Source organism: Pseudomonas chlororaphis subsp. piscium, assembly GCF_003850345.1.
GTDB lineage: Bacteria > Pseudomonadota > Gammaproteobacteria > Pseudomonadales > Pseudomonadaceae > Aquipseudomonas > Aquipseudomonas piscium.
On record NZ_CP027707.1, the window covers coordinates 835,292 to 858,461 of the forward strand.

14 protein-coding genes, 1 rRNA gene and 1 pseudogene are annotated in these 23,170 nt (G+C 59.8%); 10 read left to right on the forward strand and 6 right to left on the reverse strand.

Annotated elements, in window-relative coordinates; genetic code table 11:
- The first annotated feature begins 127 nt into the window (after window positions 1-127).
- The 7 genes from rrf to yfiB all read left to right on the forward strand — a co-directional run bounded on the left by rrf (window position 128) and on the right by yfiB (window position 12,409).
- Window positions 128-243, forward strand: a 5S ribosomal RNA gene (gene rrf / locus C4K38_RS03730).
- A gap of 162 nt (window positions 244-405) precedes the next feature.
- Window positions 406-3,858: an exodeoxyribonuclease V subunit gamma gene (gene recC, locus C4K38_RS03735; RefSeq protein WP_053277330.1), complete on the forward strand. Its 3,453-nt coding sequence runs from the start codon at window positions 406-408 to the stop codon at window positions 3,856-3,858.
- Complete coding sequence (recB, locus tag C4K38_RS03740) at window positions 3,855-7,547, forward strand: exodeoxyribonuclease V subunit beta (protein WP_053277331.1); 3,693 nt, start codon at window positions 3,855-3,857, stop codon at window positions 7,545-7,547. The genes recC and recB overlap by 4 nt, the downstream gene beginning before the upstream one ends.
- The gene (gene recD / locus C4K38_RS03745) at window positions 7,544-9,619 is read left to right on the forward strand and encodes an exodeoxyribonuclease V subunit alpha (RefSeq protein WP_053277332.1); all 2,076 of its coding nucleotides are present in this window, start codon (window positions 7,544-7,546) and stop codon (window positions 9,617-9,619) included. Before recB ends, recD begins: the two co-directional genes overlap by 4 nt.
- Window positions 9,620-10,057: 438 nt before the next feature.
- Window positions 10,058-10,636: a regulatory sequestration protein YfiR gene (gene yfiR, locus C4K38_RS03750; protein ID WP_025809931.1), complete on the forward strand. Its 579-nt coding sequence runs from the start codon at window positions 10,058-10,060 to the stop codon at window positions 10,634-10,636.
- The gene (gene dgcN / locus C4K38_RS03755) at window positions 10,633-11,901 is read left to right on the forward strand and encodes a diguanylate cyclase DgcN/YfiN (RefSeq protein WP_025809933.1); all 1,269 of its coding nucleotides are present in this window, start codon (window positions 10,633-10,635) and stop codon (window positions 11,899-11,901) included. The genes yfiR and dgcN overlap by 4 nt, the downstream gene beginning before the upstream one ends.
- 4 nt (window positions 11,902-11,905) lie before the next feature.
- A complete protein-coding gene (gene yfiB / locus C4K38_RS03760) occupies window positions 11,906-12,409 on the forward strand; it encodes an outer membrane lipoprotein YfiB (protein ID WP_053277333.1) in 504 nt (167 codons plus the stop codon).
- Here yfiB and C4K38_RS03765 read toward each other — a convergent pair.
- A pseudogene (locus C4K38_RS03765) lies at window positions 12,406-12,552 on the reverse strand (LysR family transcriptional regulator); the annotation flags it as partial. The gene yfiB and the pseudogene C4K38_RS03765 overlap by 4 nt on opposite strands.
- 36 nt (window positions 12,553-12,588) lie before the next feature.
- Between C4K38_RS03765 and C4K38_RS03770 the strand changes: the two are divergent.
- Window positions 12,589-14,073, forward strand: a complete 1,485-nt coding sequence (locus C4K38_RS03770) for a tyrosine-type recombinase/integrase (protein ID WP_231998575.1) — start codon at window positions 12,589-12,591, stop codon at window positions 14,071-14,073.
- 64 nt (window positions 14,074-14,137) lie between these two features.
- Here C4K38_RS03770 and C4K38_RS03775 read toward each other — a convergent pair whose 3' ends face one another.
- From C4K38_RS03775 to C4K38_RS03790, 4 genes are read right to left on the reverse strand one after another with little or no spacing between them, the layout of a single operon-like run.
- Complete coding sequence (locus tag C4K38_RS03775; RefSeq protein ID WP_053277335.1) at window positions 14,138-16,321, reverse strand: lipase family protein; 2,184 nt, start codon at window positions 16,319-16,321, stop codon at window positions 14,138-14,140.
- Window positions 16,322-16,333: 12 nt separating this feature from the next.
- Window positions 16,334-17,107 carry a hypothetical protein gene (locus C4K38_RS03780; protein WP_053277336.1) on the reverse strand — a complete coding sequence of 258 codons (774 nt, stop codon included), beginning with the start codon at window positions 17,105-17,107 and terminating at the stop codon, window positions 16,334-16,336.
- Window positions 17,107-17,961, reverse strand: a complete 855-nt coding sequence (locus C4K38_RS03785; RefSeq protein WP_053277337.1) for a DUF4123 domain-containing protein — start codon at window positions 17,959-17,961, stop codon at window positions 17,107-17,109. Before C4K38_RS03785 ends, C4K38_RS03780 begins: the two co-directional genes overlap by 1 nt.
- The gene (locus C4K38_RS03790; protein WP_053277338.1) at window positions 17,958-20,033 is read right to left on the reverse strand and encodes a type VI secretion system Vgr family protein; all 2,076 of its coding nucleotides are present in this window, start codon (window positions 20,031-20,033) and stop codon (window positions 17,958-17,960) included. Before C4K38_RS03790 ends, C4K38_RS03785 begins: the two co-directional genes overlap by 4 nt.
- Before the next feature lie 311 nt (window positions 20,034-20,344).
- Here C4K38_RS03790 and C4K38_RS03795 point away from each other — a divergent pair, with 311 nt between their 5' ends.
- Together C4K38_RS03795 and C4K38_RS03800 are read left to right on the forward strand one after the other, a co-directional pair.
- Complete coding sequence (locus tag C4K38_RS03795) at window positions 20,345-20,929, forward strand: hypothetical protein (protein ID WP_053277339.1); 585 nt, start codon at window positions 20,345-20,347, stop codon at window positions 20,927-20,929.
- A gap of 362 nt (window positions 20,930-21,291) precedes the next feature.
- Window positions 21,292-21,825: a KilA-N domain-containing protein gene (locus tag C4K38_RS03800; protein ID WP_053277340.1), complete on the forward strand. Its 534-nt coding sequence runs from the start codon at window positions 21,292-21,294 to the stop codon at window positions 21,823-21,825.
- A gap of 326 nt (window positions 21,826-22,151) precedes the next feature.
- Here C4K38_RS03800 and C4K38_RS03805 read toward each other — a convergent pair whose 3' ends face one another.
- Window positions 22,152-23,099 (reverse strand): LysR family transcriptional regulator, encoded by a 948-nt coding sequence (locus tag C4K38_RS03805; RefSeq protein ID WP_053277341.1) that lies wholly within the window; start codon window positions 23,097-23,099, stop codon window positions 22,152-22,154.
- Between the last annotated feature and the right edge of the window lie 71 nt (window positions 23,100-23,170).

The window sequence follows — 23,170 nt, forward strand, 5'->3', positions numbered from 1 at the left end:
AAGCAATTTGCTTAGAAGCAAGTTGCGGTGTGTGAAGACGAAACGAACCGAAAGTTCGAGAAAACACACAAACTATCGCATACCCAATTTGCTGAAGCGTCGAAAGACGAATCGGCACACCGAATTTCTTGACGACCATAGAGCATTGGAACCACCTGATCCCATCCCGAACTCAGTAGTGAAACGATGCATCGCCGATGGTAGTGTGGGGTTTCCCCATGTGAGAGTAGGTCATCGTCAAGATTAAATTCCGAAACCCCAATTGCGAAAGCAATTGGGGTTTTGTTTTTGTGCGCAAAAAATGCTTCATTCCTCGCAACACTCACGTTGGTCCTCTCAGCTGTCACCGCTGCGCGACAGTGCTAAGGTTCGGCCCTAGCTTTTGCATTTTCCAAGGAAACCCTTATGCCGGACGCCACGTCCCTCAGCGCTGGTTTTATGGTGGTTCACGGTAACCGCCTGGACGAGTTGCGCAGTCTGGTGGTTAGCTGGATGCGGCGTTATCCCTTGGCGCCTCTGGAGAATGAGATCGCCCTGGTGCAGAGCAACGGCATTGCCCAATGGCTGAAGCTGGCACTGGCTGAGGATCCAGAGGAAGACGACATGGGTGGCTGCGGCATCGCCGCCGCCATCGACGTGCAGCTCCCCGGCAGTTTCATGTGGCAGCTTTATCGCATGGTGCTGGGACGGGATGAAATTCCGCCCAAATCCCTGCTGGATAAAGCACCGCTGACCTGGCGCCTGATGCGGCTCTTGCCCGAGCTGATCGATCAGCCGCACTTCGAACCGCTGCGACGCTTCCTCACTCACGATACGGATCTGCGCAAGCGCTATCAATTGGCCGAGCGCCTGGCTGACCTGTTCGACCAATATCAGGTCTATCGCGCCGACTGGCTGGAAGACTGGGCCGCAGGACGACATCAGTTGCGCAGTGCTCGAGGCGAGCCCAAGGCCCTGACCCCCGCCAACTGCTGGCAGGCCGAACTGTGGCGTGCATTGTTGCTGGATGTGGGGGAGGAGGGCATGGCGCAGAGTCGCGCCGGCGTTCACCAACGGTTCATCGAACGTATTCTCAGCCTGGAAACGGCGCCCCAGGGATTACCCTCGCGAGTGATCGTTTTCGGGATTTCCTCTCTGCCGGCCCAAGCCCTTGAAGCCTTGGCCGGATTGGCCCGCTTCAGTCAGGTCCTGCTGTGTGTACACAACCCCTGCCGTCACCATTGGGCGGATATCGTCGCCGACAAGGACCTGTTGCGCCATCAATACAAACGCCAGGCGCGTAAGGCGGGAATGCCGGCGGTACTCGACCCGCAGACCCTGCATCAACATGCCCACCCGCTGCTCGCCGCCTGGGGTAAACAGGGCCGTGACTACATCAACCTGCTCGACAGCTACGACGATCCCAACAGCTATCGTTCGGCCTTTCGCGACGGCCGTATTGACCTGTTCAGTGAGAGTCAGCCGCAGACCCTGCTGAACCAGTTGCAAGACGATATTCTCGAATTGCGCCCGCTGGAGGAGACCCGTCAGTTATGGCCGGCGATCGATTTGCAGCAGGACAAGTCGATCCGTTTTCACATTGCCCACAGTGCCCAGCGCGAAGTGGAGATTCTCCACGACCAACTGCTTGCGCGCTTCAGTGAGGACCCTGAATTACGTCCGCGGGATGTGATCGTGATGGTTCCGGACATTGACAGTTACGCGCCGCATATTCGCGCGGTCTTCGGCCAGCTGGAGCGTGACGATCGGCGTTTCATTCCGTTCACCCTGACGGATCAGGGCCAACGTGGCCGCGACCCATTGCTGATTGCCGTGGAGCATCTGCTCAAGCTGCCGGACAGCCGTTTCCCCGTCAGTGAAATCCTCGACCTGCTGGATGTCCCGGCATTACGCGCACGCTTTGCTGTGGACGAAGCCGATCTGCCGACCTTGCATCGCTGGATCGAAGGTGCCGGCATCCGCTGGGGCATGAACGCGGAACAACGGGCCGACCTGGGACTGCCAGAAGAACTGGAGCAAAACAGCTGGCGTTTTGGCCTGCGCCGCATGTTGCTGGGGTACGCCGTGGGGCGTTCCGATGCCTGTGAAGGAATCGAGCCTTACGATGAAATCGGTGGCCTGGACGCGGCACTGATCGGGCCGCTGGTGGCCTTGCTCGATGCACTGGAGACGGCGTATCAGAACCTCACCTTGCCGGCTTCGCCGCCACAGTGGGGCGAGCGCCTGCAAGCCCTCACGCAGCAGTTCTTCCTGGCCAGTACCGAGCATGACGACTACCTACTGAGCCAACTTGAAGACTTGCGCGAAACCTGGCTGGAAACCTGCGAGTCGGTCGGCCTGCACGATGAGCTGCCGCTGACCGTGGTCCGCGAGGCCTGGCTGGCCGGTCTGGACCAGGGGCGTTTGTCCCAGCGCTTCCTGGCCGGTGCGGTGAACTTCTGCACGCTGATGCCGATGCGTGCGATTCCATTCAAGCTGGTATGCCTGCTGGGGATGAACGACGGTGACTACCCGCGGGCACAACCACCGCTGGACTTCGACCTGATGGGCAGCGACTACCGCCCCGGCGACCGCTCGCGGCGCGAGGACGACCGTTACCTGCTGCTGGAGGCACTGCTTTCGGCGCGGGATCAGCTGTACGTCAGTTGGGTCGGTCGCAGCATTCGCGACAACAGCGAACGTCCGGCCTCGGTGCTGATTGGCCAGTTGCGCGATCACCTGGCCAGTGGCTGGAAGCTGGCGAATGACCAGGACGACCTGCTCGACGCCATGACTCAGGAGCACCCGCTGCAGCCTTTCAGTGCCCGCTACTTCCATGAAGGCGATGGGCTGTTCAGCTATGCCCGGGAGTGGCAGCTGTTGCACCAGGCTCAAGCGGCTCCTCAAGCAGTCGAGCTTCTGGCGCCTTATGTCCAGGAGGAGCCTTTGAGTCTGGGGCAGTTGCAGGACTTCCTGCGCAACCCGGTGCGGCATTTCTTCAGCCAGCGCCTCAAGGTGTTCTTCGAGGCGGCCGATGCGCCGTTGGCCGACGAAGAGCCCTTTGTGCTCGACGCGCTGCAACGCTACAGCCTGAGCGACAGCCTGCTTGAGGCGGCGTTGAACAGCGCTGATGATCCGGACCAGGCCTTGCAAGCCCAGGCGCAACGGCTGCAGGCCAGCGGTTTGCTGCCTATGGCCGGTTTTGGTGAGAGCCTGCAAAGAGAGCTGATCGAGCCCTTGCCGGATCTGCTGATGCGCTATCGGCAATTGCTGGAGTTATGGCCAACTCCTGTCACCAGTGCCTTGCCGATTACCCTTGAACTCAAGGATGTGAAACTCGAAGGCTGGCTGAGCGGCCTGCATCAACGCGGCGATGGCGGGCTGCTGTCGGTCACCACCATCCCCAACAGCATTGGCTCGCTCAAGACTCGCAAATGGCACCGCCTGACCCGGCCCTGGGTCAATCACCTGGTGGCCTGTGCGAGCGGCTATACCTTGACCACCGCGCTGGTGGCCAGCGACGACACCTTATTGCTGCCACCTTTGGACCGTGAATCGGCGCTGCAAAGTCTCGGCGATCTGCTGCTGGCCTGGCAGTCGGGCATGTGCCAGCCGCTGTCGGTAGCCGTGAAAACCGCTTTTGCCTGGTTGGGCCAGAGCGATCCGGGCAAGGCCGACGCGGCGGCGCGTAAAGCTTATGAAGGTGACGGCCAGACCAGCGATGGCGAGCGCCGGGAAAACCCGGCCCTGGCGCGCCAGTACCCGGACTACAACGCGCTGATCGCCGATGAAACCTTCAGCGGCTGGGTTGATGCGTTGTACCGCCCACTACTACAAGCACCCTGGCGCTCCGCGGCCAATGGGGAGTCTGACGCATGACCCGGCAAGTACCTTTGGCCCTGGCGTTCCCGCTAAGGGGCAGCCAACTGATCGAAGCCAGCGCCGGTACTGGCAAGACCTTTACCATCTCGGCGCTTTACCTGCGCCTGGTGCTGGGGCACGGCGGCGAGCAGGCCGGGTTCGGCCGCGAGTTGTTGCCACCGCAGATTCTGGTGGTGACCTTTACCGACGCGGCGACCAAGGAACTGCGCGAACGGATCCGCACCCGCCTGGCTGAAGCCGCGCGCTTCTTCCGCGAGGAAACCGCCGCGCCTGACGCGCTGATTGCCGAGTTGCGCGATCAGTTCGCCGCCGAGCAATGGCCGGGTTGCGCCAGCCGCCTGGATATCGCTGCGCAATGGATGGACGAGGCGGCGGTCTCGACCATCCACAGTTGGTGCCAGCGCATGCTGCGCGAGCACGCGTTCGACAGCGGCAGCCTGTTTACCCAGACCCTGGAAACCGACCACAGCGATCTGCTGGGCGAAGTGCTGCGTGACTACTGGCGCCTGTTTTGCTACCCGATGCAGGGCGATGCACTGAACTGGGTACGGGCCAATTGGGGCGGGCCCGCGGCCTTGCTGCCCAGGGTACGTGCGCTGTTTGGCAGCGAGCGTGAAGTGGACGAGGAGCAGACCCCGGCGCAGTTGATCGAAGCCTGCCTGCTGGAGCGCCGCGCTGCCCTGGTGCAGCTCAAGGCACCCTGGTTGCAATGGGCCGCGCAGCTGCGGGAGATCTGCTTGCAGGGCGTCGCCAGCAAGGTGGTCGATGGCCGCAAGATGCAGGCGCGTTACTTCGAGCCCTGGTTTGAAAAGATCACGGCCTGGGCCGAAGACGAATCCATAGAGCAATTGGACATCGGCACCGGCTTCAGCCGCCTGACCCCTGAAGGCATGGCCGAGGCCTGGAAGGGCGATGCGCCGGATCATCCCGCGCTGGAGGCCATGGCTGGGCTCAAGGCCGCGCTCGATGCCTTGCCGAGCCCCGACGCCGCGGTGTTGCAACACGCCGCGCGCTGGGTCGGCGCGCGCTTCGAGGAGGAGAAGCGTCGGCGTGCCGAGATGGGCTTCGACGACATGCTGTTGCGCCTCGACGCGGCGTTGCAGGCCGATGGCGGCGAGCGGCTGGCGACGCTGATTCGCGAGCAGTTCCCGGTGGCCCTGATCGACGAATTCCAGGACACCGATCCGGTGCAGTACCGGATCTTCGAAAGCATCTACCGCATCGAGGACAACAACCCCGAGACCGGGCTGTTCCTGATCGGCGACCCCAAGCAGGCGATCTATGCCTTCCGCGGCGCGGACATTTACACCTACCTGCGCGCCCGCCAGGCCACCATCGGCCGTTTGCATACCCTGGGCACCAACTTCCGTTCCAGCCACGCCATGGTCAAGGCGGTGAACCACGTATTCGAACGTGCCGAATCCCGTGAGCAAGGGCGCGGCGCGTTCCTGTTCCGGGAGAAAAGCGGAGAGAACCCGGTGCCGTTCCTGTCGGTGGCATCCCAGGGGCGCAAAGAGCAGTTACAGAGAGAAGGGCAGGTGGTGCCGGCGCTGAACATCTGGCACCTGGCCACGGAGCAATCTATTTCCGGTGCGCTGTACCGGCAGCAACTGGCGGCGGCCTGCGCCAGCGAAATCGTCGCCTTGCTCAACGGCGGGCAGCAGGCCAGCGCCGGCTTCGCCCGAGACGGCCAGCCCTTCAAGGGGCTGCTGCCGGCGGACATCGCCATTCTGGTCCGCGATGGCAAGGAGGCTCAGGCGGTGCGTGGCGAGCTGGCTGCACGCGGAGTGCGCAGCGTGTACCTGTCGGACAAGGACTCGGTGTTCGCCGCCCAGGAAGCCCACGACCTGCTGGCCTGGCTCAAGGCCTGTGCCGAGCCGGATATCGAGCGTCCGCTGCGTGCCGCGCTGGCCTCCATCACCCTGAACCTGCCGCTAGTTGAGCTGGAGCGCCTGAACCAGGACGAATTGGCCTGGGAGAGCCGGGTCATGCAGTTCCGCGGTTATCGCCTGATCTGGCGCACCCAGGGTGTGCTGCCGATGCTGCGGCGCCTGCTGCACGACTTCCAGTTGCCCCAGGCCTTGATCGCTCGCAGCGATGGCGAACGGGTGCTGACCAACCTGCTGCACCTGTCCGAACTGTTGCAACAGGCGGCTGCCGAGCTGGACGGCGAACAAGCGCTGATCCGCCACCTGGCCGAGCACCTGGCCTTGTCCGGGCAGGCCGGTGAAGAACAGATCCTGCGCCTGGAAAGCGACGAACAACTGGTCAAGGTGGTGACCATCCACAAGTCCAAGGGCCTGGAGTACCCGCTGGTGTTCCTGCCATTCATCTGTTCGGCCAAACCTGTGGATGGCAGTCGCCTGCCGCTGCACTACCACGATGAGTCGGGCAAGGCCCAGGTGACGCTGCGGCCGACCCCGGAGCTGATTGCCCAGGCCGACGATGAACGCCTGGCCGAGGACCTGCGCCTGCTCTACGTGGCCCTGACTCGCGCCCAGCATGCCTGCTGGCTGGGGGTGGCCGACCTCAAGCGCGGCAACCACAACAGCTCGGTGTTGCACCTCTCTGCCCTGGGTTACCTGTTGGGCGGCGGTGCGCTGTTGAGCGAGTCGAGCGGTCTGGCTCGCTGGCTGCAAGACCTGCAACAAGGCTGCGAGGCCATGAGTGTCAGCGAAATGCCCAGCGCCACCGACAGCCGCTTCCATCCACCGCGCAACGACGCCACCCTGTTGGCGCCCCTGGCTCCCAAGCGGCGTGCCGCGGAAAACTGGTGGATCGCTTCCTATAGCGCCCTGCGCATCAGCGACAGCCTGGGGGCCGGCAATACCGAGGCCCCGGAAAGCCCGCAGGCGCAGAAACTCTTCGACGACGAACGCCTCGACCCTGATGCCCCACGTGAAGTCGTGGCCAGCGGCGCGGACATCCATCGTTTCCCCCGTGGACCGAACCCCGGGACTTTCCTCCATGGCCTGCTGGAATGGGCCGGTGACGAGGGTTTCGCCGCCGACCCCGCTGCCATCGAGGATGCCATTGGTCGTCGCTGTAATCGCCGCGGTTGGGAAGGCTGGATTCGCACATTGAGCGACTGGTTGCGGCACCTGTTGCAACTGCCTTTGCCAGTCGGTGCGGAACGATCACCGGTGGTGCTCGCGCAATTGACCCAGTACCGGGTCGAGATGGAGTTCTGGTTCGCCAGCCACAAGGTCGATGTGCTCAAGCTCGACGAACTGGTGCGCCAGTACACCCATCAAGGCGTGCCGCGGGTGACCGCCGAACCGGTACTGCTCAATGGCATGTTCAAGGGCTTTATCGACCTGACCTTCGAGCATGAAGGGCGCTATTACGTGGCCGACTACAAATCCAACTGGCTGGGCGTGGATGACGCCGCCTATACCGAGCAGGCCATGGAACAATCGATTCTCGACAACCGTTACGACCTGCAATACGTGCTGTACCTGCTGGCCCTGCATCGCCAGTTGCGGGCGCGTCTGGCGGACTACGATTACGACCGGCACATGGGCGGCGCCCTGTATCTGTTCTTGCGCGGCACGGGCTCGGCCAGCCGTGGAGTGTTTTTTACCCGGCCACCCCGTGAGCTGATCGAGCGCCTGGACCGCCTGTTCCAGGGCAAGCCTGAGCAGCCCAGGGCCGAGCCGGCGTGGGAACAGGGAGTATTGCTGTGATCGAGGACCTGCTGACGCCGCTGCAACCCCAGCCCCAGCCCGACCTGGCGCCCCTGGTACGGGCTGTCGATCTGCTGCTGTTGCTCGACCGTTGGGTCGAGCGCGGCTGGCTGCGTGCCCTGGACAAGGCCTTCGTAGGCTTCCTGCATGAACTGGAGCCGCAAGGCGATCCACTGGTGCTGATGGCCGCGGCCTTGACCAGCCATCAGCTGGGCCACGGTCATGTCTGCCTGGATCTGTTCGAAACCCTCAAGGAACCGGACTTCGCCCTGTCCCTGCCGCCGGAAGGCGATCTGCAAAGCACCGCGGCGGTACTGCCGTCGCAGGTACTGGCGACGCTGGACGGGGCGCACTGGTGCAAGGCCCTGGCAGCCAGTCGCCTGGTGGCGCTGGCGGCCGACCAGAGCGAGCAGGCCCGCCAGCGGCCTTTGGTGTTATCGGGCAAACGCCTGTACCTGCGCCGCTACTGGGCCTATGAGCGGCGCATCGACAATGCCTTGCGCCAGCGCCTGGCGGTGCAGGAGGAAACCCCCGCGGACCTGGCCGAGCGCCTCGGCGGCTTGTTCGGCGCGGCCAAGGCGACAGGGCCGGTCGACTGGCAGAAGCTCGCCTGTGCTCTGGCTACCCGTGGCGCATTCAGCATCATTACCGGTGGGCCCGGTACCGGTAAAACCACCACTGTGGTGCGCCTGCTGGCCTTGCTTCAGGCGCCGGCTGTCGAAGCCGGCAAGCCTTTGCGTATCCGCCTCGCGGCGCCCACCGGCAAGGCGGCGGCGCGCCTGACCGAATCCATCAGCCTGCAGGTGCGTTCGCTGTCGGTCGCTGACAGCGTGCGCGAGAAGATCCCCAGCGAGGTGACCACGGTGCACCGGCTGTTGGGCAATCGCCCGGGTACCCGGCACTTCCGCCACCATGCCGGCAACCGCTTGCCGCTGGATGTGCTGGTGGTGGACGAAGCCTCGATGATCGACCTGGAGATGATGGCCAACCTGCTCGATGCCCTGCCGGTGCATGCACGCTTGGTGTTGCTGGGGGACAAGGACCAACTGGCTTCGGTGGAGGCCGGCGCGGTGCTCGGCGATCTGTGTCGCGATGCCGAAGCCGGCTGGTACAGCCCGCAGACGCGCCGCTGGCTGGAGTCAGTCAGCGGCGAACACCTGGCCGACAGCGGCTTGCAGGAAGACAGCGCGGGCACCCACCCGCTGGCCCAACAGGTGGTGATGCTGCGTCACTCCCGGCGTTTCGGCGAAGGCAGCGGTATCGGCCAACTGGCGCGCTGGGTCAACCAGCAGCAGGCCGAGGAAGCGCGCCGCCTGCTGGCCGCCCGCAGCCATGCCGACCTGTACGGCTTGAGCCTCAAAGGCGAGCAGGATCGTGCCCTGGAGCGCTTGCTGCTCGAAGGCCACGGCGACGGGCCGCAGGGTTATCGGCATTACCTGAGCCTGCTGCGTGGCCAGCGCCCGTCCGCCGATACTGCGCTGGAGGATCCGCGCTGGACCGCCTGGGCCCGCGATGTGTTGCTGGCTTTCGACCAGTTCCAGTTGCTCTGCGCGGTGCGCAAGGGGCCTTGGGGGGTCGAGGGGTTGAACCAGCGGATCACCGCCGCCCTGTTCAAGGCGCGGCTGATTGAAAGCGATCAGCAGTGGTACGAAGGTCGTCCGGTGCTGATGACCCGCAACGATTATGGCCTGGGCTTGATGAACGGCGATATCGGCATTGCCCTGAAACTGCCTGAGCACGAAGGCACGCAGGACGGGCGCCTGGTGCTGCGGGTGGCCTTCCCGCGCAACGACGGCCAGGGTGGCGTGCGTTTCGTGCTGCCGAGCCGGCTCAACGATGTGGAAACCGTGTATGCCATGACCGTGCACAAATCCCAGGGCTCGGAATTCGCCCACACCGCGCTGATTCTGCCCGAGGCGCTGAACCCGGTGCTGACCAAGGAACTGATCTACACCGGCATCACCCGGGCCAAGGACTGGTTCAGCCTGATCGAGCCGCGGGCCGGGGTATTCGAAGAGGCGGTGCGGCGCAAGGTCAAGCGTTTGAGCGGGTTGATGCTCGACCTGGGTTGAGCATCGGGCGTCAGATCAGTGGCGCCCCCGATCCCAAGGCGATTGTCCCGCAGAAAAGGCCGAATTCGCCGTGTTGGCGAGCTTGCAAAGGGCTGCGGGCTTCCCTACCGTCGAACCCGCCGCCAGCGCTTCATCGATTGCCTGGCCTTGCTGGCGCCATAACCCTTGAATGCGCGGAATATTTCCAGTTGCATCGGCTAACCTCAAAGAGGTCTTGGTTCCGCAGCGGCACATGGCCGAGGGTGATGCGGGCGGCTCATTCTGGCGCTGATCTTGGGTGGGCAAAATGCAGGCTATGAAGAACAGGAAGACTCAAATCGGAACTGCGTTTTTTTCTGCCCCGATAGCCCACTCTGCATGCCTGGGAGCCTCGCGGCCATTTCACCGGCTGTGCTATCGTTGCGGCATCATTGTATGAAGATCAAAGAGAATCCCTGCATGAACGTGGCTGTCTCGGCGACAGAGCGCTTTTCGGGCTGGAGGCAGGTACTGCTGTCCGCCCTGGTCTGTCTGCTGAGCACTTTTGCCGTCGCGCAACCCGAGCCTGCCGCTGTCAGCCTGGCGGACCAGCGCGCCAAGGCAGTGACTCAAGTGGTGCTGGGCATCCTCAGTTATGCACGCTGGCCGGTGGAGCCGGCAGAGCTGCGTCTGTGCGTGGTGGGGCCGACCGAATACACCGACGATCTGGTCAAGGGCACGACCCAGGCCACTGGCCGCCCGGTCTTGGTGCGGCGCTTGCTGGCCGACAACCCGACCATCGTCAGCGAGTGCGATGCGGTGTACATCGGCAAGCTGACCGACGACCAGCGCGCCCGCCTGTTCACTTCCCTGGTCGGTCATCCGGTGTTGAGCATCAGCGAGGGCGGTGACCAGTGCACGGTCGGCAGCCTATTCTGCCTGCGCGTCAGTGACAATCAGGTGTCATTCGAGGTCAACCTGGATTCGGTGGCCCGCAGTGGCGTACGGATTCATCCAAGCGTGCTGCAACTTTCCCGTCGTCGACCGGCGGCACCATGAGCTTCTTCAAGTCGCCTGCTCGCCCTACATTGCGTTCGGTCATTGGCCGCGGGCATCTGATTGTCGCCCTGCTGGCCATTTCCATGGCCAGCCTGTCCCTGACATTGCTCGGGGTGCTGGCGTTGCGGGTGTATGCCGATCACAACCTGCACCTGATCGCGCGTTCGATCAATTACACGGTCGAAGCGGCGGTAGTGTTCAACGACAGCGCCGCGGCGACCGAAGCCCTGGCCCTGATTGCCTCCACCGAAGAGGTGGCCGAGGCCCAGGTGCTCGACGCCCGGGGCCGCGTGCTGGCTCACTGGGAGCGGCCGGAAACCGGTTTGCTGACCGATCTGGAAATGCAGATCGCCCGGGCCTTTCTCGAGAAGCCCATCACAGTGCCGATCATGCATCAGGGCCAGGAAATCGGCAGCATCGCCTTGACCGGGCACGGCGGCAGCCTGCTGCGCTTCCTGCTCAGTGGGCTGGTGGGGATTGTCCTGTGTATCGCGGTGAGCGCCTGGGTGGCGCTGTACCTGGCGCGCCGTCAGTTGCGCGGCATTACCGGGCCGCTGCGCAGCCTGGCCGATGTGGCCCATGCCGCGCGTCGCGAGCGGGCATTCGACGTACGGGTGCCGCCGGCGGAAATTGCCGAGCTGGACAACCTGGGCAACGACTTCAATGCCCTGCTCGATGAGCTGGAAGCCTGGCAAACCCATTTGCAGAGTGAAAACGAAACCCTGGCCCACCAGGCCAGCCACGACAGCCTGACCGGATTGCCGAACCGGGCGTTTTTCGAGGGCCGGCTGATCCGCGCATTGCGCAGCGCCAGCAAGCTCAACGAACGGGTGGCGGTACTGTTTCTCGACAGCGACCGCTTCAAGGGCATCAACGACAGCTTCGGTCACGCCGCCGGCGATGCGGTGCTGATGGCGGTGGCATCGCGGGTGCGGGCGCAGTTGCGCGAGGAAGACCTGGTGGCGCGCCTGGGGGGCGACGAGTTCGCCATTTTGCTGACCCCGCTGCACCGCATCGAGGACGCCGAGCGTATCGCCGAAAAAATCATCGCCAGCATGGAGCTGCCGATTGCCTTGCCAGGCAGTACTTCGGTACTGACTTCGCTCAGTATCGGTATTGCCGTCTACCCTGATCATGGGACCACCCCGGGTGCCCTGCTCAACGCCGCCGATGCGGCGATGTATCAGGCCAAGCGTGTCTCTCGAGGCGGGCAACACACCGCGGGGTCGGAGCCCCCCGTCGTTCACGTTCAATCCAGGAGCTAATTCTTTGTTTTCACTGACTCGACCTTTCTTGCGACTTTTCACCACCGGCCTGCTGCTGGCGCTGCTCTCATTGACCGGTTGCCAGAGCGTGCCGCCCAAGGGGCTGACCCCGCAGCAAGTGGCGGTGCTCAAGCAGGAGGGCTTCGAGCTGACGGATGAGGGCTGGGCCTTCGGCCTGTCCGGCAAGGTGCTGTTCGGCAGCGATATCGAGACCCTGAATGCCGCCAGTACCGAGATCGTCGAGCGTATCGGCAAGGCCCTGGTCAGCGTGCACATCGACAAGGTCCGGGTCGATGGCCACACCGATGGCTCCGGCAGGGAAAGCTACAACCAGCAACTGTCCCTGCGTCGCGCGAAAAGCGTGAGCAAGGTGCTGGTGGCCACGGGCATGCGCGAAGAAAACATCCAACTGCGCGGCCTCGGCAGCAGCGAACCGGTGGCCTCCAACAGCACGGTGGCCGGACGTACCGAAAACCGTCGCGTCTCGATCGTGGTCATCGCCGACTAATCGGCAAACACCATCCCCCGGGTCTGCCCCATCAGCAGGCCCTGATTCTGTTCCGTCACGCTGCGGATGTAGTCCCACAGCAGGGTGATCCGCTTGAGCTTGCGCAGGTCTTCGCGGCAGTACATCCAGAACTGCAAGGAAAGTAAGGGTTAACCCAATGATTACGGGGGCTAACCGCCATGACTTCCCTTGCAGCTCGACCTGCTGTCACAAAAAACGTCACAAACTCCCTGATTTCCCTCAGACCAAGAACGAAACTCGCCAAGCTCTACCACTATCGACGTAATGGCATTTACTATCTGCGCCTTCGCGAAACCGGCAGCCTTACACGTACTGTTTCCGTTTCACTCAGAACTACTGACAGAAAGATCGCTATGGATGCTTCTCGACGCCTTGCTGAGACCATCAAGGCTTTTCATTTGGACCACCACGCAGCCACTTGGCATGAGCTACGAAAGCATCTTTTGGAAATTGCCGAGGGCCTGCTGTCGTCTGCTCATGATGTCCATTCGTTGCGTCACTGGGGGGACCTGTACGAAGACGTGGGGATGAATCTCTCTGAGATAGCCGCTACGTTGCCACTGACCCTTAACCAGCACGAGCATGTAGCGAAGTCTAAGCAGGTGATGTGCGCTGCTCAGGACCGGCTTCAGGGTGACTCAGTTCCATTGGCGAATATTATTCGTGAGCTTGAGGGCAGTTTGGGCGGGAGCATGAAGCAGGAAAGCGACGTATCCCTGTCTTTATCTGTAAACGCTCCTGTGCTGACCTTCGCGGCTCTTTCAGCGCTCTACATGGCCGACCGTGGGCAAGAGCAGAAGGAGTCAACGCGAAAGGAAACCAAGCTTTGCCATGGGACAATCTCCACGGCCCTTGGCGAGTTGGATATGCGGAATCATTCAAGGGCCGACCTTGTTGCCCTGCGGGATCGCCTTTCGAAAGGACGTGCACCTGCAACGGTCAATAAACTGCTCGTTAAGCTATCAGCGGTGCTTGCATGGGCAGTTGAAAACGGCCACATACTCAAGGCATACGACAAGAAACTGAAGCTCACAAAGGGCCTTGAGTCGAGCCGTAGGGCCTTTACGCAGGATCAGGTAGGCGACCTCATGATCTACGCCAACAAGCTCCCTGAGACCTCGTGGAAGCGTTGGCTGCTGAGTCTCGGGGCTATCACTGGGGGGCGCCTCAACGAAATCTCACAGTTGACGGTAACGGATGTTCAAACCCTTACGTCGGGTATCACTGCTATCCATATTAACGAGGCTGGTGAAGGGAAATCCATCAAGAACAAACGTAGTGAACGACTGGTCCCGTTGACGAATGGCGCCTATGGGTTCGACCTTGCGGCTTTCTTGCGGTACGTCGAGGCGTGCAAGCTCAAAGGCTCGGATTCGTTGGCCCAGATTGGCTACAAGACTGCGGGTGAATGGGCGAACCAGCAGGCAATTCCTGCGGCTCTTGGTGATTCTTATGGCCCCGGTCTGACGTTCCATTCCCTGCGTCATTCATTGGCGTCATTGATGCAGGCCAGAGGAGTCCCCACGACTCACGCTCAGGCGGTGATGGGGCACGCTTCGGGGACGATTACTTTTGACATCTACGGCTCTGGAGTGCCCGTTGAGACCGTGGCGAAGGTTCTTGAAGGGCTCTTTAAACCGTAGGGATTCAGGCCGGATATCCTTGCAGGCAACCATTCAGTAGCGTTGCCTGCTGCCTCTCTGCTATTTAGATTATCGAGTCGATATCGAGCGTATGTGGCGCACCAATGGCGTGTCCGTAGATCGAAGCCATCAGACCATCATCTGTATTCGCAGCGGGGGCCATGGCCAGCTGTTCGACCACTCTGTTTTCCGGGTGGGCATTCCAGCGCGGTAGGCTCTCGGTCAGCAGGTTAGGCTGTGTTGCGACCGAGCCGTAAACAGACTTCTCGTCAATCGTCACTCCGCGCAGGGTCTCCAACCGCTTGAGGGTCATTTGCACCTTATCGACCTCGCGATTGAGTGCCTCGATGGCCAGTTCATGGGATCGGCCATAGGGACTAAGGTTACCGTTGAGCATGCGGCGCTTGAGGCGCAATTGGTCGGTGATCTTTGTCAGGTCCCCCTTGACCCGCTCGACTTCTCCGTCAGTCACTCGCGAACGCTTGAGTTCCAGGGCCTCCTGCCAGCGTCGCAATGTCGCCCAGCAACCAGGGATATAGCCACCGACCATTGAATGATTACCCGCGTCCAGGATCTGCGAAATCAACCCCGGTCTTTCAGGCAACCCTTTGTTCTGTTGGATCGCCAGGGTACAGGCCGCATGCTGGGTAATGGTGTCGCACCCTGGCTCCCAGAGGATGGCGGATTTCTCCTGGCCTCCCAGGTCTACGGGGAAGAAGTGGTACAACGTGCCGTGATGCTCATAGGGTTCGCCGCTCAGGTTAGTAATGCCTGCTACGAACACCGAGATGCCCAAGGGGACGTTGACGAAGGTCAAGGCTGCCCCTGTGCCATAGACCGATGCCTTGGTGTTCATCCAGGTTCCCGGCACACTTGGCACTGGGTCGTTATGGTTGACCATGCGGTAATGCACCAAGTCGGCAGCACCTTTTACGAAGGTCGCGTCGGTAGCTCTTGGGGAGCCGTAGGTGTACAGCACGATGTCATAGCGGTCAGCTCGACGACGTAGCATCTCCGAGAGCAGCAAGGTGATTGCCCCGCCCAGGCTATGGCCGCAAATGATCAGTTTCTGACCGGTGTAAAACTTTTCGAGATAGTTGGTCGCGAGATCATAGACTTTCAGCGCGGCCTCATAGAATCCTCGGTGCACCTTGCCCACGCCTTCCACAAAGGGGACTTGAAGCGCATCTGCATCACGGAGTCCATCCGCTAATTTTTCGTTGGTGCCGCGTACTGCAATCAGGATCAGTTCATCGTTATGCGTGATAAACGCTTGGGTGTCGGTGTCCTTGTTCTGGCCTCGGTCATCAAGAAAATGAATTTTGGCCGGGTGTTCCTGATTTTCTTCTAAATCCGGGCTATTCGATGGGTACAGGTCAGGATCAAACGGCGCGATCTCCAGGCGCTTGGAGTACGGCACGTCTTCGTAGAGTGGGTAGTACGCCTTGGCTTGCCCAGGGTCCACCTTCCAGATTTCATCGAACTTGGCCAGGGCGTCACCAAACCAGTTACCCATGCTCGGCTTCTGCGGGAAGCGAACTTCCTTCTCGCTGATTGGCGTCTTATCGGGCTCCTGGCCAAACGGGTTGTAGCTCAGGGTGGCCATGATGGCGAGTTGATACAGATTCAATGCACAGAACTGCGAATCGGTGGAGAGCATCGGGCGCAAGGCCCGTAAAGGGCGAACTTCCAGCACATTGTGCTTGTTGGGAAGCAGGCAGACACCGCGCTCGCCATACTCGCACATTAGCTTGGCCCATCCCGGACGGAGTGGGTAGTGACACTCGACCTCAGGTGGTAAATGCGCGCCATGTTCGACGAAATGACGAACTTCGACTTGGCAGAAGAAATCCGCACAGGCTTGCGCCGGGTTGCTTTGGGTTCGTGAGCCGTCTTTATGAAAGTAACGGGTTTGCTCGGCGCGGACCTGAAGTTCGGTTATTGGGAGTGGGTAGAACTGCCTTTGTTGTAGGTAGGTGTAAAACTCATTGCCTCCTTGATACTTCTCTTCGATAATTAATGCTATTGGACCAGCAAAATGATTATCTACTTTACCTTTGCCTGTGTCGTCGAGTTTTCCGGTGTATGTGTAGCCTTCAGCATCGATGACTTTATAGGACAGCCCAGCGTATGGTTGCCCCTCGCCGAACTCATCCACTAACTGAAAGCTGGTCCATTTACCTTGTACGGGGCAGGTAAATATACGGCTGTTTAGTGGGTGCTTCAGTTCTTCATCCAAAGTAGCCATTAAGTGATTTCCTTATTCTGTGCAGCCAGGGTAAATGGAGCATTGCTTGCCATCGGGCATGCGGAATGTACTGAAGTCTTTATAGTTCCCGAAGCAGAATGCATATTGGTCTTCAAAGCTTTTGCCCATGCAACGCTTCCAGCCACCAGGGACCTTGACCCACGTATCACCTATAGATGGCTTTTCCTCATCAGCCAGTTTGATATTCAGTTTCACGGTCTTTCCCGGTAGTTGATCCAAGGTGTAAGCCCCAACGGGACGCCCTTTCGTCACCATGCCCTGAGCGTCAACTTTTTTGCATTCGAGGAGTTTTCTAAGGACGCGAGTCTTCCCTGATGTACGGAACGACCATTGACATTGACCATCTATAGAACTTTCTCCGGCGGCATCAAAAACTCCTTTATATTTCTCTTCCAACTCCTTCCTAATAGCGATTGCCGTTGTATCACCGCTAAAGTCTCCACGGTCTTTGCCGTAGGTAGCGTTGATTTCTAAGTCGATCTTGTAGATGGCCAGTCGGCAGCCTTTAACTGTTCGGTAAATTGGAACTTTATGTTCTGGTTTGTATTCGGTGCGCCACTCCCTGTTAAAACCCAGGTATGGATTATCGTCGAGAGTGACCGTACAGGTTTCTCCCTCGGCAGGTGCATATTTAGCTATCGCGTAATAAGCGAAGTTAGGCGGTAGATCAGCCGTAAAGGTAAAACTTTCCGATTGACCAATCGCACACCCTGCTACTAGGGCCATGCCGAAACCCAAAAGCAGGCTTTTAACTGTTCGTGTCATTACGAGGCGTCTCCTTGCCAGAATTGCGTTGCCTGATAAACCCGCTGGAAATGAGTTGTCGGAGTTTCATCAGGGTGCGCCTGCCAGCGCTCGGCAAGTGTACCGTCTGTTTCCTTTAAACTCTGGACCAACAAGAACTCCAGTTGCTCCGGCAATTGCCAGCCCCAGGTGTCCGCCAAGGCCAACTGAGCGCCAAGCCATAGGTTGGGGGCTTGTTGCTCGGCAATGCGGGCGTAGGCCTCCATATGCTCTGCCAGTAGATAGCGGCGGGCATTGACTTCGCGTAGGTGAGCCGATTGGTCGCCTTCAGCGGGCACGTTGCACCATGCAGGGTTCTTGGGGACTGGATGGTTGCCTGGGGCTGGATTGCCAAGGGCTTGCCAGTGTTCTCCCTGCCAGTAGCAGACGCTGATTGCGGGCCCGAGGTATTCAGGAAGGACCTCAGGGGTCAAGTGCCCCAGTGCGCGGCTCAGCACACGGTTATCGTGAAAACGGTAAAGGGCCTGATGGGGGCGTATCCCGACAATCAGCCGTTCGCGCCAATGTCTGGCCAGCTCGTTTAGTCCTGCCTCAGGCGCAACACTGGCCAGCCAACCCCAGTTCCTTTCAGGCGCCTTGAGCAACTCGTTCAAGCGTCCATCTTCCGGGTTGTCGATAAGAAATATAAAGGGCCCGGCATCCGCCAGATCAGAGACGGGCGTCTCGCTGTACACACTGCAATACTGGCTGGCCTCCAGGTTGCCTAATAGCAGCTGGCGTGTGTTGAGTTCCCCGTCAGAATCCAGGATCAGGCACAGGGCGTGCCCAAGGCGGCGTTGTTCAATCATCCATTGCTGAGGCGTCGTGCGGGTCATGCCGTGGCTCCCTCAGTCAAGCACAGACCATTTTTGCAGGCCTCGCAGATCGGACAGAAGTCAGGGCTTTTCACCCTGGAGACGGCCATCAGGGCATTCTGGGACGGGGCAATCATCGGCGGGAGTGCAGGAGGGGCCATTAGGGCTGTCAGTGCCCCTGGCAATATTGGATTAGCTGCTGTGCCTCCTACCGGGGCGCCACCGATTTGAATATCGGAACTGCTGAAGATCCCACCAGGGCCAATCACGATGTGTTGACCACCGGCCTTCAAGGTAATGCTGGCGCCCGCATCCAGAATCAGGTTGGCCCCGGCCTTAAGGTGGACCTCCTGCCCGGCTTCGGCGACCAGCGTTTGGCCTACGCGGGTATGGCTGCTGCTACCGACCAACAAGTAGTCGTTGGCCTTGAGTTGGACTTTGCGGTCAGCGGTGACGGTGCGGTGGTCTTCGGCTTCCAATACGGCAATGCTGTTACCCTTGATGGTTTCCTTGCGTTCGTTACCGACTTCCAAGCGGCTATCGTTTTCGACCTTCTGTTCCATGTCGCGCTGAGCCCGCAGGTAGATCAGCTCTTGGCCGCTACGGTCTTCCAGATGCAACTCGTTGAAGCCGGTGCTGTCGGGTGAACTGCGGCTACGAAAGACGCTGCGGGTCTTGTGAGCGGGCAGCTCGTAGGGGACAGGGTTAGCGCTGTTACTGAGACAGCCACTGATCAAGGGGGAATCCGGGTTGCCCTCAAGGAATGAAACCAGTACCTCCATGCCGACCCGAGGGATGGTCACCGCGCCGTGGCTGGTTCCTGCCCAACTGGAGGCGACACGTAGCCAGCAACTGCTTTTGTCATCAATCAGGCCTTCGCGGTCCCAATGGAACTGGACCTTGACCCTCCCGTGCTGGTCACAGTGGATTTCCTCGCCTTTGGGACCGGTGACCACTGCCGTCTGACTGCCGAAGATCCGAGGCTTCTCGTAGGCCTGTTGTGGGCGATAGAACACATCCCACGGAGTGGCCGTGAAGGTGTTGCGGTAGCCCTGATGGAAATCGTCCTTGCGCTCGCTGGTGTCACTGGGAAGGCTCTCTTCCAGCACTTGAGGTTGTAAGCCTTCGTGGCGAACCGAGGTCAGCAACCAGAGGTCATTCCACTCCTGGCGTGGGTGTTCGGACAGCTCCAGAAAGTGACCGCTGACCAGCATGGGTTGATCGCTTTTACCTTCGGCCTGACGGTAGTCTGCACGATGGCCTTCCAGAGCCCGCTGGCTCAACAGTTTGCCCCGTTCGCGCTGAAGGAACCCACCAGGGTATTGATAATCTTCCAGATCAGGCTGTCCGTTTTCGGTCGCTGGGCGATAGTCGGCCTCCAGCGTCATGCGGGCTTTCTCAAAGTCGTAATCGCGTTGTGTGCTTCGACTGGTGCGGGTCGCAAAACGCAGGTTAAAACGTTTGATCACGGGTTCATCGGCAACCAGACCACTGTCCTGCACATAGGCTGTCGGCCTGCCCAGCTTGGGGAATATCGTCTGGTCGTCGCCGAATACCAGTGCATGGCCTTGTTGCGAATGTTGAAAGTGGTAATGGATGCCTTCTTCCCAGCACAGACGCTGAATGAAGTAGAGGTCAGATTCGTTGTACTGGACGCAGTAGTCCCGTGCGGGATAGATCGACCCCAACTGAAACTGGTAGGCGTCGCTTTGGATACCGTGTTCTTCAAGAACTTGCGCGATGATCTGCGGGACGGTTCGCTGCTGGAATATTCGTTGGTTGGTTCGGTGCGCCAGATAGGCTAACTGCGGGACCAAGGTCAGGCTGTAGCGGGTCAATCGCTTACCTGAGTCACCTTGCGCAATGCGGTAGACCTGTCCATGAATACCGGCGCCTTGGTCGTTGAAGGCCAGAAAGGCTTGCTTGTGCAAGAGGCTTTCGATGTCCAGATCGGGCCGCTCACTGACCAGCTCCAGATCAAAGGAAAAGGGTGCGCTGATGGACTCTTGGCCGGTGAACGAAAGGACCTGAAGGTCGTGCTTGAAGTCATTGATGGTCAGACTGAAATGCGTCTGCGGACTTGCGTTGAACATCCCATGTTCCTTTTCCAATCATTTCACGTGAACCCACATATACGGAGTAGGCGAACAGTGCGCCTGTGAGCTTGTGGAAAGCTAAATCGATTCACGTTAACAAGCAGGAAGAAGAAGGGATGTAGGAAATGTCCTAAAAGCCGTCTGAATTGTCATTTGTTCAGAATCCGCTGGATTAAGCGTCGCGGCGTTGATCCGGTAACAGCGATTTTCAAGCAGAGGTGCCGTTTAGCTGGGGCGATTTAAAAGCCCTCACTACATAGGGAAGGAGGACATCTCGTCCGACTCCTTACTAATGAGGAGCTTTTATTATGCTTACACCTGCCGAGGTGTTCGAGTTGGACAAACGTATTGGCGCTCGAACAGATCGTTGGATTGCTAACAACATTGGGCGCCGCCAGATCCCCCCGAAAGCAATCACGAAGACCATCTCCAAGGCCAGCACCCGAGGCCGTAGACCCAAAGTAATCAAGAATCCATTCTTCACCTACATTGGCCCGACGACAGCTTACGGTCGATACCCAGGGTTCGCACAGGACGTTATAGAGGGCGTCGCACGATTGGACTGGCATGCTCGCCCCATCGACAGTGGCGGAAAATCCATGCCGTTGTCCGTTCGGAAGTGCTTTGTGATTCTTGAGATGCTCGACGAGGTGACCACCGTAGGCGTACAAGAACTCTTCAGCTACAGCCAATCACAGGCTCAGCGCTACATGAAGGCCATGGAGCTGGCAATCCCATTTATGATGAAAGCCAGACCACCAAGTTTGATTGCAGACATGAACGGTGACCTCCTGCCCGGAGAGAGCCCATGGACCGATGAACTGTTGACTCCGATACCCGATGCGCTGGCCAAATTGCACCACGACCTCCGCCCCCTGGGGCAATCGAATTAAACCCGCATTTATATAGAGAACTTCCAGACCCTCGTTTTGGACACCTCAGCGGGTTTCTTCTTGTCTTACAGGAATCCTGTCTGGAGGGATGAGGGTTGTGATAACAACATCCCACCGCAGAGAAGAACTTTAAGACTGCTCCTTGAGCTATCCATTGAGCATGGGAACGGTCTTGCGACCATGATTCCCTTCATCACAAAGGACACTTACAGGCCCGACCGCCTGCTCTGGGTCCCTCGCACAGCAACCTACTCGCCCTATTGGCTTGCCTTCTGGAACCACGCTCTGCCCTTTTCATGAGGTCGAGTTGCTGAGTCGTGGAGGTCGGCCAGAAGGCAAACCAATATGGAGATCATGAAAATATGAACAGCATCAACATCAGACACAAACATGCTGACCACCTAATCATCATCGAGGGGCAATCGTTCAAGGCAAACGACGCCGGTATGTGGAACCTGACCGACATCTGGCAGACCCTGAAGTTACCCAAGACGAAACGACCAAGCCGGTGGCGTGACAAGGATGCCAAGGCTATGGAGCGTATCCACAATTTGGACACGGTAGGCGATGGTGCTACTCCGGTAACGAAGGCAACCAAGAGAGCAGCACTGAAGTACGCAGCATGGGTCTCCCCTGAGTTCGAAACGATGGTCTATGACGCCTTTGAGGCCGTCCTTGAAATGCCCGATGCGGCCCAATTGGTCGCTGAGAAGATGAGGTTTCTTGGTAATGACCAGAGCGCCGCTATTCTTGAGCGTCACGTATTCAACGAGCGCTGTGACTGGGCGCCCATCAAAAAGTCCCACAAGAACACCCAGAGAGGGCTGAGGGCTGCCGTGGAGCTCGGCCACCTGACTCCTTCAGCGGCTCGTTCGCTTGGTCTCAAGGCGATTTAACCTTGCCCATGTCGTCACTTTCTGCCAGAAGGGCTTCAACGGAAAAGTACAGAAAATTTGGGAGTGACCACCTCAATGCTTCAGCGGTCGCAGGTTCCCCCGTAGGCCCTCGTTAGCTGCTCGCCAGCTCACAGTGCGTCTGAGCCTTGTCGCGCATGTCCGCATGGGGTCTTTATGGCGTGCCTGCGCGCCTCTGGAAGTTGAGCCTTCTCGGTGAGCTGGGATGCTCTCCGGTGTCACAAATGGCGTAGCAAGTCCTGTCATAAACCGTTGCCAAGAGCCTGCTGACCTCGCTACGATGCGGCTCCCTTACTCCTTGCAGATGCTCAGTCTGCGAACCGAAGGACATGCGTTTCGCCCAATAATAACGGGCGGTTCAGCTCAGTGATCTCCCGTATGTAGTCCCACAGCAGGGTGATCCGTTTGAGCTTGCGCAGGTCTTCGCGGCAGTACATCCAGAACTGCCGGGTGATGTCTATTTCCTCCGGCAGCACTGGCAGCAGGCGTGGGTCCTGGGCTGCCAGGAAGCAGGGCAGGATCGCCAGCGAGCGCCCTTGCTGCGCCGCCACGTACTGGGCGATCACGCTGGTGCTGCGCAGGTTGGCGCTGGCGCCGGGCAGCACATTGGCCAGGTACAAGAGCTCCGAGCTGAACGCCAGGTCGTCCACGTAGCTGATGAATTGATGTTCGCTCAAGTCCGCCGGGCGGCGGATCGGTGGGTGCTGGTCGAGGTATTCCTGGGTCGCATAGAGCTGCAGGCGGTAGTCGCAGAGTTTGCAGCAGACATAGGGGCCATGTTCCGGGCGCTCCAGGGCGATGACGATATCGGCTTCGCGCTTGGACAGGCTGATGAAGTGCGGCAGCGGCAGGATGTCCACCGAGATCGCCGGGTAGGCGTCGACGAAATGGCTCAACTGCGGGGTGATGAAAAAGCTGCCGAAACCTTCGGTGCAGCCCATGCGCACATGGCCGGACAGGGCCACGCCCGAGCCTGAAACCTGCTCGCAGGCCATGTGCAGGGTGCTTTCGATCGACTCGGCATAACCCAGCAGGCGTTGGCCCTCGGCGGTCAGGACAAAGCCGTTGGTCCGGGACTTTTCGAACAGCAGGGTGCCCAGCGCGACTTCCAGCGAGCCGATGCGCCGCGACACCGTGGTGTAGTCCACCGCCAGGCGCTTGGCCGCGCTGCTAGCCTTGCGGGTGCGAGCCACTTCGAGGAAAAACTTCAGGTCGTCCCAGTTCAGCGAGCCGAGGGATGTGATGTTTTTTTGCATGATGGACCGGCTTTTATGTGCGTTCTTATTAGAAGTTTGCACATCTATACTCCAAAAACAGTCCGACAACC